At 64.0% G+C, this 14,787-nt stretch carries 12 protein-coding genes; 4 read left to right on the top strand and 8 right to left on the bottom strand.

Features of this window, described 5'->3' with window-relative positions:
- Positions 1-43: 43 nt before the first annotated feature.
- From EPK82_RS01705 to EPK82_RS01695, 3 genes are all read right to left on the bottom strand, one after another.
- The gene (locus EPK82_RS01705; RefSeq protein ID WP_047589428.1) at positions 44-1,228 is read right to left on the bottom strand and encodes a porin; all 1,185 of its coding nucleotides are present in this window, start codon (positions 1,226-1,228) and stop codon (positions 44-46) included.
- 313 nt (positions 1,229-1,541) lie between these two features.
- Positions 1,542-3,932 carry a pyrroloquinoline quinone biosynthesis protein PqqF gene (pqqF, locus tag EPK82_RS01700; protein WP_134675592.1) on the bottom strand — a complete coding sequence of 797 codons (2,391 nt, stop codon included), beginning with the start codon at positions 3,930-3,932 and terminating at the stop codon, positions 1,542-1,544.
- Positions 3,933-4,066: 134 nt separating this feature from the next.
- Complete coding sequence (locus EPK82_RS01695) at positions 4,067-5,104, bottom strand: GlxA family transcriptional regulator (RefSeq protein WP_134675591.1); 1,038 nt, start codon at positions 5,102-5,104, stop codon at positions 4,067-4,069.
- A 253-nt stretch (positions 5,105-5,357) separates the two neighbouring features.
- Between EPK82_RS01695 and EPK82_RS01690 the strand changes: the two genes are divergently transcribed.
- Positions 5,358-6,308, top strand: a complete 951-nt coding sequence (locus tag EPK82_RS01690; RefSeq protein WP_037050721.1) for a LysR substrate-binding domain-containing protein — start codon at positions 5,358-5,360, stop codon at positions 6,306-6,308.
- 32 nt (positions 6,309-6,340) lie between these two features.
- On the opposite strand, the gene EPK82_RS01685 is transcribed toward EPK82_RS01690, so the two are convergent.
- The 5 genes from EPK82_RS01685 to EPK82_RS01665 all read right to left on the bottom strand — a co-directional run bounded on the left by EPK82_RS01685 (position 6,341) and on the right by EPK82_RS01665 (position 11,354).
- A complete protein-coding gene (locus EPK82_RS01685) occupies positions 6,341-6,667 on the bottom strand; it encodes an AzlD domain-containing protein (RefSeq protein ID WP_134675590.1) in 327 nt (108 codons plus the stop codon).
- The gene (locus EPK82_RS01680) at positions 6,664-7,332 is read right to left on the bottom strand and encodes an AzlC family ABC transporter permease (protein WP_134675618.1); all 669 of its coding nucleotides are present in this window, start codon (positions 7,330-7,332) and stop codon (positions 6,664-6,666) included. Before EPK82_RS01680 ends, EPK82_RS01685 begins: the two co-directional genes overlap by 4 nt.
- A 103-nt stretch (positions 7,333-7,435) precedes the next feature.
- Entirely contained in the window at positions 7,436-8,782 is a 1,347-nt protein-coding gene (locus tag EPK82_RS01675) for an NAD(P)/FAD-dependent oxidoreductase (RefSeq protein WP_134675589.1), read from the bottom strand.
- 155 nt (positions 8,783-8,937) lie between these two features.
- Positions 8,938-10,446 carry an aldehyde dehydrogenase gene (locus tag EPK82_RS01670; protein ID WP_134675588.1) on the bottom strand — a complete coding sequence of 503 codons (1,509 nt, stop codon included), beginning with the start codon at positions 10,444-10,446 and terminating at the stop codon, positions 8,938-8,940.
- Positions 10,446-11,354, bottom strand: a complete 909-nt coding sequence (locus EPK82_RS01665; RefSeq protein ID WP_134675587.1) for a dihydrodipicolinate synthase family protein — start codon at positions 11,352-11,354, stop codon at positions 10,446-10,448. Before EPK82_RS01665 ends, EPK82_RS01670 begins: the two co-directional genes overlap by 1 nt.
- Before the next feature lie 317 nt (positions 11,355-11,671).
- On the opposite strand from EPK82_RS01665, the gene dctP reads away from it, so the two are divergent.
- From dctP to EPK82_RS01650, 3 genes are read left to right on the top strand one after another with little or no spacing between them, the layout of a single operon-like run.
- Positions 11,672-12,703 carry a TRAP transporter substrate-binding protein DctP gene (gene dctP, locus EPK82_RS01660; RefSeq protein ID WP_167494316.1) on the top strand — a complete coding sequence of 344 codons (1,032 nt, stop codon included), beginning with the start codon at positions 11,672-11,674 and terminating at the stop codon, positions 12,701-12,703.
- 34 nt (positions 12,704-12,737) lie between these two features.
- Positions 12,738-13,313 carry a TRAP transporter small permease gene (locus tag EPK82_RS01655; RefSeq protein ID WP_134675586.1) on the top strand — a complete coding sequence of 192 codons (576 nt, stop codon included), beginning with the start codon at positions 12,738-12,740 and terminating at the stop codon, positions 13,311-13,313.
- Positions 13,314-13,367: 54 nt separating this feature from the next.
- Entirely contained in the window at positions 13,368-14,666 is a 1,299-nt protein-coding gene (locus tag EPK82_RS01650) for a TRAP transporter large permease (protein WP_134675585.1), read from the top strand.
- Positions 14,667-14,787 lie beyond the last annotated feature (121 nt).

The following is a 14,787-nucleotide window of genomic DNA, read 5'->3' as shown; positions in this document are numbered from 1 at the left end:
GCCGGGCGGAGGTCGCCCCCTGCCCGGCCTCGAACGCTGCGCGTTACCAGCTGAGTACCGCACCCACGGCGAAGGTGTCGGTGTCCTCGTTCAGGCCGCTGCCGGCGGCGGCATCGATCTGGTACTGGTTGTACTCGGCGACCAGCTTGAGGTTGTCGTTGATGGTGCGGAAGTAGGCGATGCCACGGGTCTCGTAGTCGGCCGCCACGCCCAGGCCGTTGCCGTCGTCCTCGGTCTTGCCGTAGGACAGCGCCAGGCGGTTCTTGCCCCAGCTGTAGGAGCCCTGCAGCAGGTAGCCATCGCTGTCGATGTCACGCAGGGTCGGCTCGCCCAGGTTGTTGGTGAAGAACGGGTTGATGCCCTTGGCCTGGAAGCCGGAACCGGTCAGCGACAGGCCGCCGAACTTGGCCTGCACGCCATAACCGAGGCCCTTGGAGGTCACCGTGTCGACGGTGTCGTCGGTGTTCTCGGAGGTCTGGTAGGCGCCGTTGATCCAGGTGTAGATGGTCGAGCCGCCGACCTCGAACTGGTAGCTGACCTCGGACTCGAAACGGGGGTTCTCCTGGTAGGCCTTGCCGGTGGCGCTGTCGTCGTTGGTGTCGACCGGGTCCATGATGCCCACCGCCACGCGCAGGCCCTCGGCCAGGTTGTTGTTGCGGTAGGTGATCTGCGACGTCGGGAAGGGGTACGGGTAGCCGGTGCCGATGTTGCCGAAGGACACGCCATTGCCGTCCACCAGGCCCAGGGTGTCGGAGACGTTGCCGTAGCCGGCCAGCAGTTCGTCGAGGAAGATGTTGGAGCGCGAGAACAGGCCGAAGTCCTTGCCCACCAGCACCTCGCCCCATTCCGGGTTGGAAACGGTGCCGTAGAACTGGCGAACGTCGATGGCGGTATCGGTGCCGTTGGTTTCGCTGTCGTTGATGGTGACCCAGAAGGACGAGCGCCCGGTCAGCTTGAGGTCATCGATCTGCTTGCCGAAGTTGAAACCGATCCAGTTGGGCAGGAAGCCCATCTTCACCCGTGACTGACGGCGGTCGAACTGGTCGCCATCGCGATCCACGTCGCTGTTGACGTAGAAGGCGTTGATATAACCGTCGGTGGAGAAAGTGGTGTCGTCTTGGTCGTACAGGACGATCTCGGCGGCAGCCTGCTGCGCGGTCGCCAGGGCGACGGCGGTGGCCAGGGTCAGGGGCAGAAGTCGAGTGATGGCGATCTTGTTGTTGTGCATAACGCTCTCCGCTTGAGTGGCGACCGCCAGGGCAGTCGTGTCGGAGGCGATTATCGAAAGCGCGCCCTGACGGCCATACGCTGCCTTGGCAGCGTTTGCCTGCTGCTTTGGCCTGGAGTGACCGGCCCGCTTCCGGCGGCTCGCGACCAGCCTGCTACCGGTAGCGGGAGAAAGGTCGTAGTACCCGCCAGCCCTTGGATGTAGAACGACAGCGCACGGCGTCTGCCAGGCGCGGCGAACGCACGCACGGGAAACGCCCGGAGCTCGCCGAGCGGCCACGGGTTCGATAGGGAGAGGGAAAGACGGGAGCAGCCTAGACCGGCGTCGCGGCTCCACTGGCCAGCACGCGCCAGTCATCGGCGCGCAGCAATTGCCGGTGCGCGCGCAGCAGATCGCGGGGCGTCAAGGCGGTCATTGCCCGCTGCAGCCTTTGCGGGTGAGCCTCGGGCAGCCCGGCCAGGTGCAGCTGCCACAGCTGCTCGGCGCGTGCGCGGTTCGTGGTGGCCGGGGCCAGCGCCAGCTGCAATGCATCGCGCTCAGCGGACAGCGCCGCGTCGTCCAGTGCGGCGAGCGACTGGCATTGCTCATCGAGAAACGCGCGGATATGGGCAAAGATGCCTGGCGCATCGCAGCACGGAGACTGCAGGGCGAACAGTAAGCCGCGGCAGCCCTGGACCTGGCGAAAGCCGGCGAACAAGGCATAGCCCAGCTGCAGCTCGCCGCGCAGGCGCCGGTAGAAACGCCCCTGCAGCACCTGCCCGAGCAGGCGCCAGGCCGCCTCGGTGCGTGCATCGCGGGCAGGCAGCGGACAGAACAGCAGCAACGCCGCATCCGCACCCGGCTGCGCCAGGCGCTGCCAGTCGAGACCTCGCGCCGCATCCGTGCATGGCGGCATGTCCGGCAGCGGCTCGACAGCCGCGCACAGCCCGGCCAGCTGCGCCTGTCCGGCGTCCCCCAGGCCGACGCTCAACCCTTGCAGCCCGGGTGCAGCGGGCAGCTCGCACAGCTGCGGCAGGCGCTGCAACAGATCGCGCAACAGCAGGCCCTGTGCCTCCGGTTCGGCCAGCTCATCCAGCGGCGCCAGCAACACCGGCAGCAGCAGGCCACTGAATGCAGGCAACAGCGCTGCGGGCCCATGCAGCGCCAGGCTCCAGCCGGAGGCCTGCACGCTCAACTGGCTGCCGATGCCAAGCCGCTCGCCGCGCCAGCGCAGGTCGGCGCTGCGTGCTTGCAGGCTGGCCTCCAGGGCCGCCACGTCTGCCGTCGCCGAACAGGGGCCGCGCCAGTGGAGAGCGGCGGGGCCGCCCTCGGCCTGCCCCGGATGATGTCGCAGCTCCGCCACCGGCAGAACGGCCGCTGTCGCGCTGGCGCCAGCCAGCAGCGGCTCATCGCAAGGCAGTTGCCATGTGTACGCTGGTGCCGGTGCCGGCGATCGCTCCGCCAGTGCCCGCAACGGCAGCTCCAGGCCAATGGCGGGCCAACTGAGCTGCGCCTGGTCGCCGCAGTGCAGTTCGAACAGACCGTCACCCTGCGCCAGGGCTGCCAGCAGAGCGCTCAGGTCTCGCAGCGTCTGGTCGTCATCCTGCGCAGGCGTCTGCAGGTGTTGAGCCAGCGCCAGCGGGCCGAGGCCGAGCGACCTGAGAGCGGCTGCCTGCTGCTGATGCTGCAGGCGCAACGACCAGTGCGCATGACCCCGCAGATGCGCGGCCCAATCCTGCACGATGGCGCGCAGGACGCCGCCCTGCTCCGCCGTGGCGCCGGCAAGGTCGAGGCGCAACAGACACTGCCCCGCGTGCTGGTACAGCACCCACGCCTGCAATTGCCGGCACAGCCGCCGTTCCCGCAACGCCGCCAGCAGGCCACCGGGCGCAGGGTCATGCAGCGCGTCCAGCAACAGCGCCAGGGCGGCCTCACAGCTACCGGCAGCGAGTTGCGCAGCAAACCCCAGATGCAGCGCCGGGCGCGCCTGCTGCAAACACCAGCGCGTCGCGCGCAGCGGCAGGAGGTCGGCCGGCGACGCGGAACCAACGCCGCCCTCGCCCCCTGGCAGCGCCCCGAGCAAGGTCTCGGCGATGGCCAGCAACTGTTCCGCAGGTTGTGGCCCGACCAGGGTCAGGCGCATGCACCCGGCCCGGAAGTAACGCCGATGGTGCGCCCGCAGCGCCTGCTGAAAATGCGGTGACTCCACGGCCAGGGTACGGCGATCCCCGGCCAGGAACTCGCCATAACGATGCCCGGCGGCCAGTGCCTGCCCCAGTGCGTGATCGATGCGACTGTCGCCATCCTGGCTGCGTGCCTGGTACTCGGCATGCAGCACGTCGCGCTCGCGCAGCTGCGCCTCGCTCTCCAGCAGCGGCCAGCAGAGCATATCCAGCAGGCGAGTCAGCGCCGGCTGCAGTTGCGCGGCCGGCAGCTCGCAGACGAAATCCGTATGCCGCGCCCGGGTCGAGGCATTGACAAGGCCGCCATGGCGCTGGGCGAAGGCCATCAACCCCTGCTCGCCCGGGTAATCGCGGCTGCCGAGAAACAGCAGGTGCTCGAGAAAATGCGCCAGGCCAGGGTACTCCGGCGGCTCGTCATGGCTGCCGGCCGCCACCCGCAGGCACAAGCCGACGCGCTGCGCCCAGGGCTGCCGCTGCACGCACAGCTGTGCGCCGTTGGCCAGGTACAGGGCATGGGCGGCAGGCGCATCCGGTTCGGGCATCGATCATCGACCTCGGGCAGTCTGCCGACAATCCTCGGCTCGCCACCAGTAGCGGACAATCCTTCTTTCGCCCTGGGGCACTACACCCTTGGTCGCATGCCCGTTTCCGTCAGGTACGCCGCCGTCACACGCACCTAGGGCTCCAGAGCGCTCGTGCTCTTGCGAAACTTGCCGGGTGCAACGCCAAACATCTCGCGGAAACGCCGCTGAAAATGCGAAGGCGTCACGAAGCCGCAAGCGACTGCAACCTCGAGCAGCGCCTTGTTGGTGTACTGCAGCAACTGCCTTGCCCGGGTCAGGCGCAGTTCCAGGTAATAGCGCGGAGGCGTGGCCTGCACATGACGGCAGAACAGGCGCTCCAGATGACGACGCGAGATCCCCGAGTAGCGAGCAATCTCACCGATCTCGATCGGGTCTTCGATATTGCTGTGCATGAGCTCCAGGGCCGTTCTGAGCGAAACCGGCAGGCGCGGGTCCAGGTCGAGCGAGGCGACGGATACATCGTAGGTCTGCCGCATCCTGTCGCAGCCCAGCACCTCTTCGACAGAACCGACCAGCTCGGCGTCCGCCGTCTGCCGCACCACCTCCAGCATCATGTTCAGCGAACTGTTCGCCCCCGCGCAGCTGATCCGCCCATGCGCAACGACATAGGAATGGCTGGTCATCCTGACCCTGGGGAACAGCTCTCTCATCATCACCCTGCCGTCGGGGTGGAAGGCGCACTCGTGGCCGTCGAGCAGCCCGGCTTCGGCAAGGAAGTAGGCGCCGTTCCACAAGCCGCCGAGCACAGAGCCGCAGGCCTCGGCCTGACGCAACTTGCCACGCAGCAGCGGCTCGGCGTGCAGAGTGGTACGGAAGCCGCCGCATACCACGATCATGTGCTGCTCTCGCTCGTTCAGCTCAGCGAGCCGACAGTCGACCGAGATGGCGATACCGAGATCGCTGACGACGACGTCCTGGTACCCCACCACGCGTACGTCATACAGCGCCGTGGCGTTCATCAGGTTGGCAGTGACCAGTGCATCCACCGCTCCGGTGAACGCCATCATCGAAAAGTTTTCCAGCAACACGAAGGCCACCGGCAATCCGTTGGCTGCAAGCCGGTCATCCTGGCGCCGGCGCAGATGCATGCGGTTCTTGTCCCTCAGGACACTCTCGAAGGAGGATTTCACGGTGCTGGCAACTCCATCGAAGTCAGTGGTCGTCGCCCTCGGGCGAGGCCTTCAGGGGCGGTCCGTGCAGCCGCGCCGGGGATGGCACGGGCCTGCGGGAAAGGACGCCCGCGCAGTTCCCTTTGGCCAGCGCTTTCAGATACTCTCGGGGGTCTGTCGGAACAGGTTTGCACCTGCCTTCCTCTTCAATTCTAGGGCCCGCCCGTACGCTGCAGAATTGACTTTTTATTCAGGAAGTTGAATACCTTTCGTTATGGTCATGCACACCGAGCCCGATCAGACGCTGATCAAGATGCCGTCGCTGCGAGCGGTCAAATCCTTCATCGCCGCAGCCAAGTACCAGAACTTCACCAGGGCTGCCGAGGCGCTGTGCGTGACCCAGGCGGCCATCAGCCGGCAGATTCGCGAGCTGGAAAGCTACCTGGGTGCGGAACTGTTCACCCGCGCCGGTCGCGCGGTGGAGCTGACCACCGCCGGTTCGATCTTCTACGACGCCGTGCAACTGTCCTTCGTCAATATCGCCCAGGCAGCCGAACGCATCCGCAGCCACAACACGCGCAAGCGGGTACTGACGCTATGCTGCTCGCCGGCCTTCTCCGCATTGTGGTTGGCGCATCGTTTGCCGAGTTTCTTCAGTGCCAACCCGGACATCGACCTGAACCTGATCACCACGCAGAACTTCCTGTCGATGGAGCCAGGCGTACGCCCCGACATCTTCATCACCAAGCTGGCCAAGGTGCATGATGGCTACCGCAGCGCGCCGCTCTTCCATGACATCATCTACCCCGTCTGCACCCCGCACTATCTGCAACAGCACCCTGAGCTGAGCAGCCTCGAGGGACTACGTGACAGCGTGCTGCTCAACCTCACCCCCTACGGTCGCTCACAGGTCGCCGAGCATGTCGACTGGGGCGTCTGGCTGGCATTCAACGATATCGATGTGGAGGCCCGTGCTCACGACAGCCCCCACTTCTTCAATGCCAACGACTACAACATGCTGATCCAGATGGTACTCAGCCATCAGGGCGTGGCGCTGGGCTGGCATCACCTGGTGGGGCATCTGATCGAACAAGGGCTGCTGGTACGACCGCTGGCCGAAGAGGTCGTGCATCGCGAGAGTCTGCACTACCTGACGTTCCGCGAAGACCGGGAAGATGACGATGCCTGCTGTCGCCTGCGCGACTGGCTGATGCAGCAGCTCTGACCGGCGCTGCAGTGCTTCGACGGCTGTGCGCCCTACATCAGCGACTGTTGCAGCCAGAGCATGCCCATGCCGCTCGCCAGGGTCAGCAGGATGCTCTTCGTGCGCCATGCGACCAGTGCAGCCAGCGCAGCCGCGAGCAGTCGGGCATTGCCCGGATCGAGCGCCATCTCGCCGCCGGGATGGGTCACGGCAGGCAACACCAGCGCGGCCAGCACGCTGGCCGGCACATAGGCGAGCGCCTGGCTGAGCAGCGGCGGGATACGCAGGCGACCATACGCCTGGATGAAGGAAACCCGCAGCGCGAAGGTGCCGAGGCCGATGGCGACGAACAGCGCCCAGAGCGCCAGTTCCGCATTCATGGCGCCTCCTTGGTCGTGCTGACAGGCGCAGGCGAACGACGGCGCCCGACGAACAGACCGGTGCAGATACCACAGAAAGACGCGAGCAACAGCCCCAGGTTGTACGGAAGCCCGATAGCCAGTACCGCGACGGCACCGCCGACACAGGCGGCGGCAAGGCCGGCACAGTTGCGGATCGCCGGCACCAGCAGCCCCAGGAAAGACAGGGGAATGGCGAACTCCAGCGACCAGCTCGCGGGTATCCCGGCGCCGATGAAGACGCCAGCCATCACCGACAACTGCCAGCTCAGCCACATGCTCAAGGCACTGCCGGCATAGAACCAGTACCCCAGGGCAGGGTCGCCGCCCGACGACAGCCTCATGATGCTCAGCGCATAGGCCTGATCCGACAGCATGTATGCCAACGGCCATTTCCAGCGCCGGGGCAAGTGATGCAGGTAAGGCGCCAGCGAGGCGCTGTACATGACGAAGCGCAGGTTGATCACCAGCGCCGTGAGCAGGATCACCAGTGCGACCGCATCACTGCGCAGCAACTGCAATGCCGCCATCTGCGCCGACCCGGCGAAGAACAGCAGGGTCATGCCAAGCGTGGCGCCCGGAGAGAATCCCTGCTCGACCGCCATCACCCCGGTGACCAGGCCAAAGGGAATGACCCCCGGCACCATTGGCAGCAGGGCTCGAACACCCTCGAAGAATGCCGTCCAGTGTCGCGTCACATCATCCTCCAGCGCATCGGTGAACTGTGGGCTGCCAGCACATCGTCGGCCGCTACAACTCGATCCCCGCCTGCCACTCCTTCCAGCGCATGGTCATATTGGCGCCGAGCGACAGGAAGGGTTCGGGAGGCAGGCGGCTGGGCTGAGCACTGGCCTGGAAATCGTCGAGCAGGGTGGAACGCTGATTCAGCGCCAGCTCCGCCGCGAGGAGGCCTGACAAGGTCCCCTTCACGGTGCCCAGGCCGTTCTGGCAGGCAGCCGAGAACACTCGCTCTTCCTGCTCGCCGAACGCCGCCACCGAGTTCAGCGACAGGCACAGACGCCCGCCCCAGCGATGATCCATCGACACGCCGTCCAGCATCGGGAAACGAGCCGAGAAGGCACGGTCGTGCAGCCTGGCAGCCCGACGGATATGACGCTCGCCGATCTCCATGGACTGGTTCAGGGTGAAGTGGTTGCGTACGGTGATGCGGTGGCCGCTGCCGTCATAGCTCGACACCCTACGCAGCGTCGTGCCCATCGGATCGGCCGGGAGCAGGCTCCAGTCCGGGACGCCGCCCAGACACTTGACCTCGGCCTCGCTCAGCGGCCTGGTCATCGAGGCGTAGGTGAACACGTGCAGCAGGCGCTGCGCAAAGTAGCCGAACGACTGGATATGGCCATTCACCGCGAGGATCACGTGACGTGCGCGCACCCTGCCCTTCGGCGTCTGCAGCACGTGGCGGTCACCGAGGGTCATCGACACGACCGGGCTGTGCTCATAGATGCACACTCGCCGGCTCAGCTCAGCGGCAGACATGCGGATGTAGGCCGCCGGCTGGATCATCACGGAATGAGGGGTGAACAGACCACGACGGTAGAAGTCCGTGCCTGTCCAGGCCTTCATCTCCGTCGCATCCATGATCCTGAACGCTTCACCCAGCGAAGCCAGGTGCCGGCTGTAGGTATCGATATGCTGCTCACCTTTCTGCGTCGCCGCCCCCGTGACCTTGCCACAGGGGTCGAACACCTGCTTCGGCATTGCGGCCTCCGCGGCGGTGTGCCGGGCGAACTCGATGGCGTGCCGATTCAGGCGGATCTGCCGGAGGTCGGCATCCTTGGCGCCGGCATAGGTTTCGGAGTTCAGCTCATGGGGCAGATCGATCATGAAGCCGCTGTTGCGCCCCGCCGGCCCCTCGGCGAGCCGCCCGGCCTCCAGCACCACGACTCGCTGCCCAGGCACCAGCTGGTTCAGGCGACGAGCCGCAGCGAGGCCGGCGAATCCGCCGCCCACCACGGCCCACTCGGCATCGATGTCTTCATCGAGCTGCGGGTAGACAGGGGCTGAAGACAGTATCGCGTTCCATGCCGCAGGGCCTGTATCCCTGGGCAGACGCCTTACCTTTATTGTTTTGCTCATAAACGGACCTGCCAGGATGACAGCTGGGTAGAGAGGGCAAGGACCGCCCTCATGAATGTGCAAGAAATTGCAGACGTGGCGTGACGCTGGCCTCCCGCCGGGCGGACTCGCCGATGCCCCAGGCAGGGCATCGGCGCATTTCAGCGCGCCAGCCCTCAGCCCTCGATCGTTTCGTCCCCGAGGCTGATCCAGATCGTCTTCAGCTCGGTGTACTGATCGTGCGCATGGATCGAGTTGTCACGACCGCCGAAGCCCGACTGCTTGTAACCACCGAATGGCGTGGTGATATCCCCTTCGCCGAAGCAGTTGACGGTGACGGTGCCGGCCCGGATGGCCCGCGCGGCCCGCAGGGCCTTGCGCGAACTGGCGGTGAACACGGACGCGGCCAGACCGTATTCGCTGTCGTTGGCAACTGCGATCGCCTCCTCGAAGCTGGACACGGTCACCACCGCCAACACGGGGCCGAAGATCTCCTCGCGAGCCAGCACGTCACTGCTGCGCACACCATCGAAAATCGTCGGCGGCACGAAGTTGTCGCCCAGCACCTCGCCACCGAGCAGCAACCGATGGCCGGCCTCCTTGCCCTGACGCAGATAGCTGCACACCTTGGCGAAGTGCCCGCCGTCGATCAGCGCGCCCAACTGATTGCTCGGGTCCAGCGGCTCGCCCGTGCGCCACTCGGCCGCCTTGGCGCAGACCCGGCTCATCAGCTCGTCCTTGATCTTTTCATGCACGATCAGCCGCGAGCCGGCCGAGCAGTTCTCGCCCATGTTCCAGAATGCCGCCGAGACCACCTGGTCCGCGACTGCATCGAGGTCCTCGGCGTCATCCAGAACGATGCAGGGGTTCTTGCCACCGCACTCGAGCACCACCTCTTTCAGGTTCGACTCGGCGGCGTAGTGGAGGAAGCGACGGCCGGTTTCGGTCGAACCGGTGAACGCCACCATGTCGACATCCGGATGACGCCCCAGCGCCGCGCCGACGACCGAGCCGGAACCGGTGACGACGTTCAGTACCCCGGCTGGCAGGCCGGCCTCCCTGGCCAGCTCGGCGATACGCAGCGCCGTCAGCGAGGTCTGGGTCGCCGGCTTGACCACTACCGAGCAGCCCGCAGCCAGCGCCGGCCCCAGCTTCCAGCCGAGCATCAGCAGCGGGAAGTTCCATGGCAACACGGCGCCGACCACGCCGATCGGCTCGCGCACGACCATCGCCACCACGTCCGAACCGACTGGCGCGGTCTGGTCGTAGATCTTGTCGATGAGCTCCGCATGCCACTTCAGCACGTGGATGGTTTCGGGCACATCGATGGTCTCGCAGTCGGCAATGGGCTTGCCGGAATCGAGACACTCCAGCACCGCCAGCGCCCGACGGTCGCGCTCCATCAGCTCGGCGAGACGAAGCAGGGTCTCCTTGCGCTCACGCGGATGCAGGCGACTCCAGCGACCATCCTCGAACGCCTCGCGGGCGCTCTGTACGGCCAGATCGACATCCTCGGCGCCACAGGCCGCGATCTCCGCCAGGACCGCCCCGGTCGCCGGGTTGATGGTCGGCAGCGTCTGCCCGGACAGCGCCGGGCGGAACGCCCCGCCGATGAAGCTCTGCGTCTGGATCTTCAGGCCATCGGCAATGGCACGATACTCATCAAGGGTCAGCAGGTCGCTCATCACTTGCCCTCCTTCTGGATCGCGGCAATGCTCGCCTTCAACGTGCGAATCACCGTTTCCAGCTGCTGTTGCTCGGCCTCGTCCAGGCCCAGCAAGGGCTTGCGGGTCACCCCGGCGAATCGACCCGCCAGGGTCACGCCGTGCTTGACGCTCTGGATGAACTTGCCGCCCTGCTCCAGCACGCTCATCAGCGGCATCATCGCGCCCATGATGCGCCGCCCCTTGTCGAAGTCGCCTTCCACGACGCAGGCGTCGTACAGGGCGATATGTTCCTCGGCGAGGAAGTTGGAACCTGCGCAGACCCAGCTCCTGGCGCCCCAGGCGAAGTACTCCAGCGCCTGGTCGTCCATGCCGCAGGAAGTCTGCAGGGCGGGATACTTCTGCATCAGCAGATGCAGGCGGTTGATATCGCCCGAGCTTTCCTTGATGGAACGGATGTTCGGCGAAGCGAGCACCTCGTCCAGGCAGGCCTCACCCATCACCGTGCCCATGCGCGCCGGGTAGTTGTACAGCATGACCGGCAGGTTGGCAGCGCGGTCCACCGCCAGCACGTGCTGCGCGACTTCGTGCTCGGTCGGCAGCGAGTAAGGAGGCGTGGCGACCAGGATCGCATCGGCCTTGTACTCGGCGGCCGCCCTGGCCAGGCGAATCGACTCGTTCGGATCGATCGAGCCGGTGCCGAAGATCACCGGCACACGCCCCGCACAGCGCGCCACCGCGATCTCGAGCAGGCGAACACGCTCGTCGTGAGATTCGACGTAGTACTCGCCCGTCGTGCCACCCACGACAACACCATGCACCCCGGCCTCGATCAGATAATCGATGGACGCCATATACGCATCGAAGTCGATACTGAAGTCTTCACGAAAGGGCGTAATTACCGGGGTATAGATTCCTTCAAATCGCATAGGCCTCACCTATTAATAATTGTCGTGGTTCGAAACAAAACACAAAGACGAACGACGCAAGATCTAATGACAAGCGACGTCACGCGACAATCAACTTTTATGTTCCACAAACGATAACTTCAGGTAATGGCGCGCCTTGCACCTGAATAGCGGGCGCTGCCATAACGTGACGTTATCGTTTGCTCGCCGGTTTTGTTTCTTGACGCTCAGTGACGACCGACATACCGTTCAGACCGGCGTGTTAACAACCCATCTGGACACAACAAAGATTGAAGAGCGCGTGACTCGGCAATCAAACAACAGTCCCGGAGATAAAAATGAAACAGTCGATCCGAACGCTATTTAACGCATCACAGGCAGTCGTCATTTCCACCGCGCTGGCTCTGGGCTGCACCACAGGGGCACTGGCAAGCAACAAGGATTACAGCTTCAAACTTGCACTGGAATCCGGCGACCGCGACTCGGCGTCGGCCAAATCCATGCAACTCTGGGCCGACCAGATAAAGGAAAAGTCCGCCGGCCGCATGAAGGTCGATATTTATTATCAGGGTGAACTTGGTGGCCAACAGGAACTGTTCGACCAACTTGTAAAAGGCAATATCGATATGATGTTGACCTGGCCTCAGACTTCGTATGACGAACGCCTTGGCGTCAACTACATTCCCTACCTCACCCTGGGCTGGGACGATGCGCTGAAAGCCTATGACAAAGACGGCTGGCTGAAGAACATCCTCGACCCGGTATATGCCGATATTGGCCTGAAGTATTTCGGCCCCTACCCCGAAGGTTTCGGGGGCATCGCGACCAAGGGCCGTTATGCCACCAACTATCAAGATGCCGCCGGCATGAAAGTCCGGTCGCAGCCCGTATTCCCGCTGCCTCAAACCATGAAGGCCATGGGCTTCCAGGCCGTTCCGATCGACTGGGCCGAAGTCTACACATCGATTCAGACCGGGGTCGTCGACGGCGACTCGAGCAACGTCATCTATTGGGACTACGAATACTTCCGCGACCAACTCGATTACTTCGTGCACTCCAAGCACAACTTTTCGTCCTACGCCATGCTGATGAACAACGCGACCTGGGAGGCGCTCGACGCCGAGGATCAGTCGATCATCGCCTCGGCGGCAGAACACGTGATCGACAAGCAGTTCAAGGACGCCAAGGCCGAGGACGACAAGTGGATTGCCAAGGCCCAGGAGGCCGGCATGAAGTACATCGAGCCCTCCACCGCAGACATGCAGGCCTGGGTCAAGCGGGTACGGGCCGAGGTATGGCCGGAAGCGGAAAAATCCCTTGGCAAAGAGATCATGCACAAGATCCGCGCCAACGCCTCCGTCCCCGAATAATTAGCCGGCGATAACGCCAGCCTTGAGGCAACCCATGCGTCTTACGGTTGCCTTTTTCTATTTACAACAGCAGGACATCTTGATGAACAAGTTGCTGACACTGATGGTGTCGATCGACAAATTTCTCATGCTCATCATCAAGCCGGTCGTCGTCGTAATCAGCTTCCTGGTAGCTGTTTTCCTGGCCTATGGCATCTTCGCGCGCGCCGTGATGGGCAAACCGGTGTTCGGTCTCGAGGAACTGGTGCTGCTGGGCGCCATGTGGCTGTACATGCTGGGCGCCGTTCTCGCCTCACGTGACCGCTCGCACCTGACGGCCGACTTCATCGAGGTCATGTTCAAGAACCCGAAGACGATCCAGGCGTTTCGTATCGTCGCCGCGCTGATATCGCTGGTCATGGCGATCTTCTTCGCCTCCTGGAGCTACGACCTGCTTTATTGGGCCGTCATCAAAGGCCAGAGCAGCACCGTGCTGAAAATGCCCTGGTACCTGTCACAGAGCAGCCTGTTCGTCGCCAGCATCCTCTTCATCTTCTATCAACTGCGAGATGTCCTGAACGACATCAACAGCTTTCGTTCCTGCAGCGGCCCTGATCAAGAACAGGCCTGAACATCCAGAACCCGCCACTCGCAGATAAACCTACAAGAGATACAGAGACTTATCATGGGCGCAATACTTGCTATCGTCGTCGTCATCATGCTGATGATGATCGGAGTTCCGGTTGTCTTCTCATTCGCCGCGATGACTCTGGTGCTGGCCATCAGTTACGGGGTCGATATCTCGTCGCTGATGACCACCGGCTTCTGGTCGGTCAATTCCGTCATCCTGCTGGCCCTCCCTCTTTTCGTCATGACCGGCTACCTGATGCAGGCGGGGGGCATGGCCGCTCGCCTGGTGCACTTCGTCGAGGCCATCGTGGGCAAGTCGCGAAGCGGCATGGGCTCGTCGATGGTCGTCGCCTGTGGCGTGTTCGGCGCCATCTCCGGCACGGCCTCTGCAGCAGTCGCGTCCATCGGCACCATCATGATCGGCCCGATGGAGAAGCATGGCTATCCGCGCGAATACACCAGCGCCCTGCTGGGTATCTCCTCGCTGCTGGGCCTGCTCATCCCGCCGAGCATCACCATGATCCTGTTCGCCGTGGTGACACGCCAGTCGGTCGCCGCCTGCTTCCTCGCGACCATCGGCCCGGGCATGCTGCTGATCCTGCTGCTGTGCCTGATCAACTGGATCAAGATGCGTGCAGGTCACGATCCGCTGCAACAACCCGTCGGATTTCGCCAGCGCGCCGAAGAGATCGGCAATTCCATGTGGAAGGCATTTCCAGCGCTGCTGCTGCCGGTGATCATCCTCGGCGGTATCTATGGCGGCGTCTTCACTCCCACCGAGGCGGCCGCCATCGCGGTGGTCTACTCCATCCCCGTCGGCCTGTTCATCTATCGCGAGCTGGATCTCAAGCGCCTCGCCGAGTGCTTCATCGCGGCGGCCACCACCACCGGTGTGATCATGGTCATCCTGGTGTTCTCCTTCGTGGCCAGTCGGATCTTCACCCTCGAACGCGTCCCCCAGCAGCTGACCGACCTGCTGATGGACCTGTTCCAGAACAAGCTGCTCATTCTGCTGGTGGTGAACGTATTTCTGATCCTGCTCGGCATGATCATGGACGATGTCAGCGTCGTCGCCATCATCAGCCCGCTGCTGTTGCCGGTGATGGTGAACATTGGCGTGGAGCCCATTCAGTTCGCAGCCATCGTCGGCACCAGCGTGGTCATCGGCTGCAACAGCCCGCCTATGGCCCCGATCCTGTTCATGACCTGTCGCATAGGCAATGTGGGCATGTCCCAGGTCATGCGCCCGGCCCTCGGCTTCATGGCATTCGCGGCACTGCCGGTCATGCTGGTGACGACCTACTGGCCCCCGCTCTCGCTGTATCTGCCGAGAGCGTTCGGCTACATCGGTTGATTGCGTGACTGCACGAGGGCGGGACTTTCCCGCCCTCGTGCATTCTGCACATCGGGGATAACCAGCGACGCTGCACCTGGCGACGTCCGACTGCGCCGGGCAGGCGCTTTCTTGGTAGAAT

The organism is Ectopseudomonas khazarica (genome assembly GCF_004521985.1).
GTDB lineage: Bacteria > Pseudomonadota > Gammaproteobacteria > Pseudomonadales > Pseudomonadaceae > Aquipseudomonas > Aquipseudomonas khazarica.
Note: the sequence above shows the minus strand (reverse complement) of the source record. Positions and strands in the feature narration are given on the sequence as shown.

Coding starts and splice junctions, on each gene's coding strand:
- EPK82_RS01690 (WP_037050721.1), top strand. CDS start 5,358: ATGGTCATGCACACCGAGCCCGATCAGACGCTGATCAAGATGCCGTCG.
- EPK82_RS01675 (WP_134675589.1), bottom strand. CDS start 8,782: ATGAGCAAAACAATAAAGGTAAGGCGTCTGCCCAGGGATACAGGCCCT.
- EPK82_RS01655 (WP_134675586.1), top strand. CDS start 12,738: ATGCGTCTTACGGTTGCCTTTTTCTATTTACAACAGCAGGACATCTTG.
- EPK82_RS01670 (WP_134675588.1), bottom strand. CDS start 10,446: ATGAGCGACCTGCTGACCCTTGATGAGTATCGTGCCATTGCCGATGGC.
- EPK82_RS01680 (WP_134675618.1), bottom strand. CDS start 7,332: ATGGTGCCGGGGGTCATTCCCTTTGGCCTGGTCACCGGGGTGATGGCG.
- pqqF (WP_134675592.1), bottom strand. CDS start 3,932: ATGCCCGAACCGGATGCGCCTGCCGCCCATGCCCTGTACCTGGCCAAC.
- dctP (WP_167494316.1), top strand. CDS start 11,672: ATGAAACAGTCGATCCGAACGCTATTTAACGCATCACAGGCAGTCGTC.
- EPK82_RS01685 (WP_134675590.1), bottom strand. CDS start 6,667: ATGAATGCGGAACTGGCGCTCTGGGCGCTGTTCGTCGCCATCGGCCTC.
- EPK82_RS01650 (WP_134675585.1), top strand. CDS start 13,368: ATGGGCGCAATACTTGCTATCGTCGTCGTCATCATGCTGATGATGATC.
- EPK82_RS01705 (WP_047589428.1), bottom strand. CDS start 1,228: ATGCACAACAACAAGATCGCCATCACTCGACTTCTGCCCCTGACCCTG.
- EPK82_RS01665 (WP_134675587.1), bottom strand. CDS start 11,354: ATGCGATTTGAAGGAATCTATACCCCGGTAATTACGCCCTTTCGTGAA.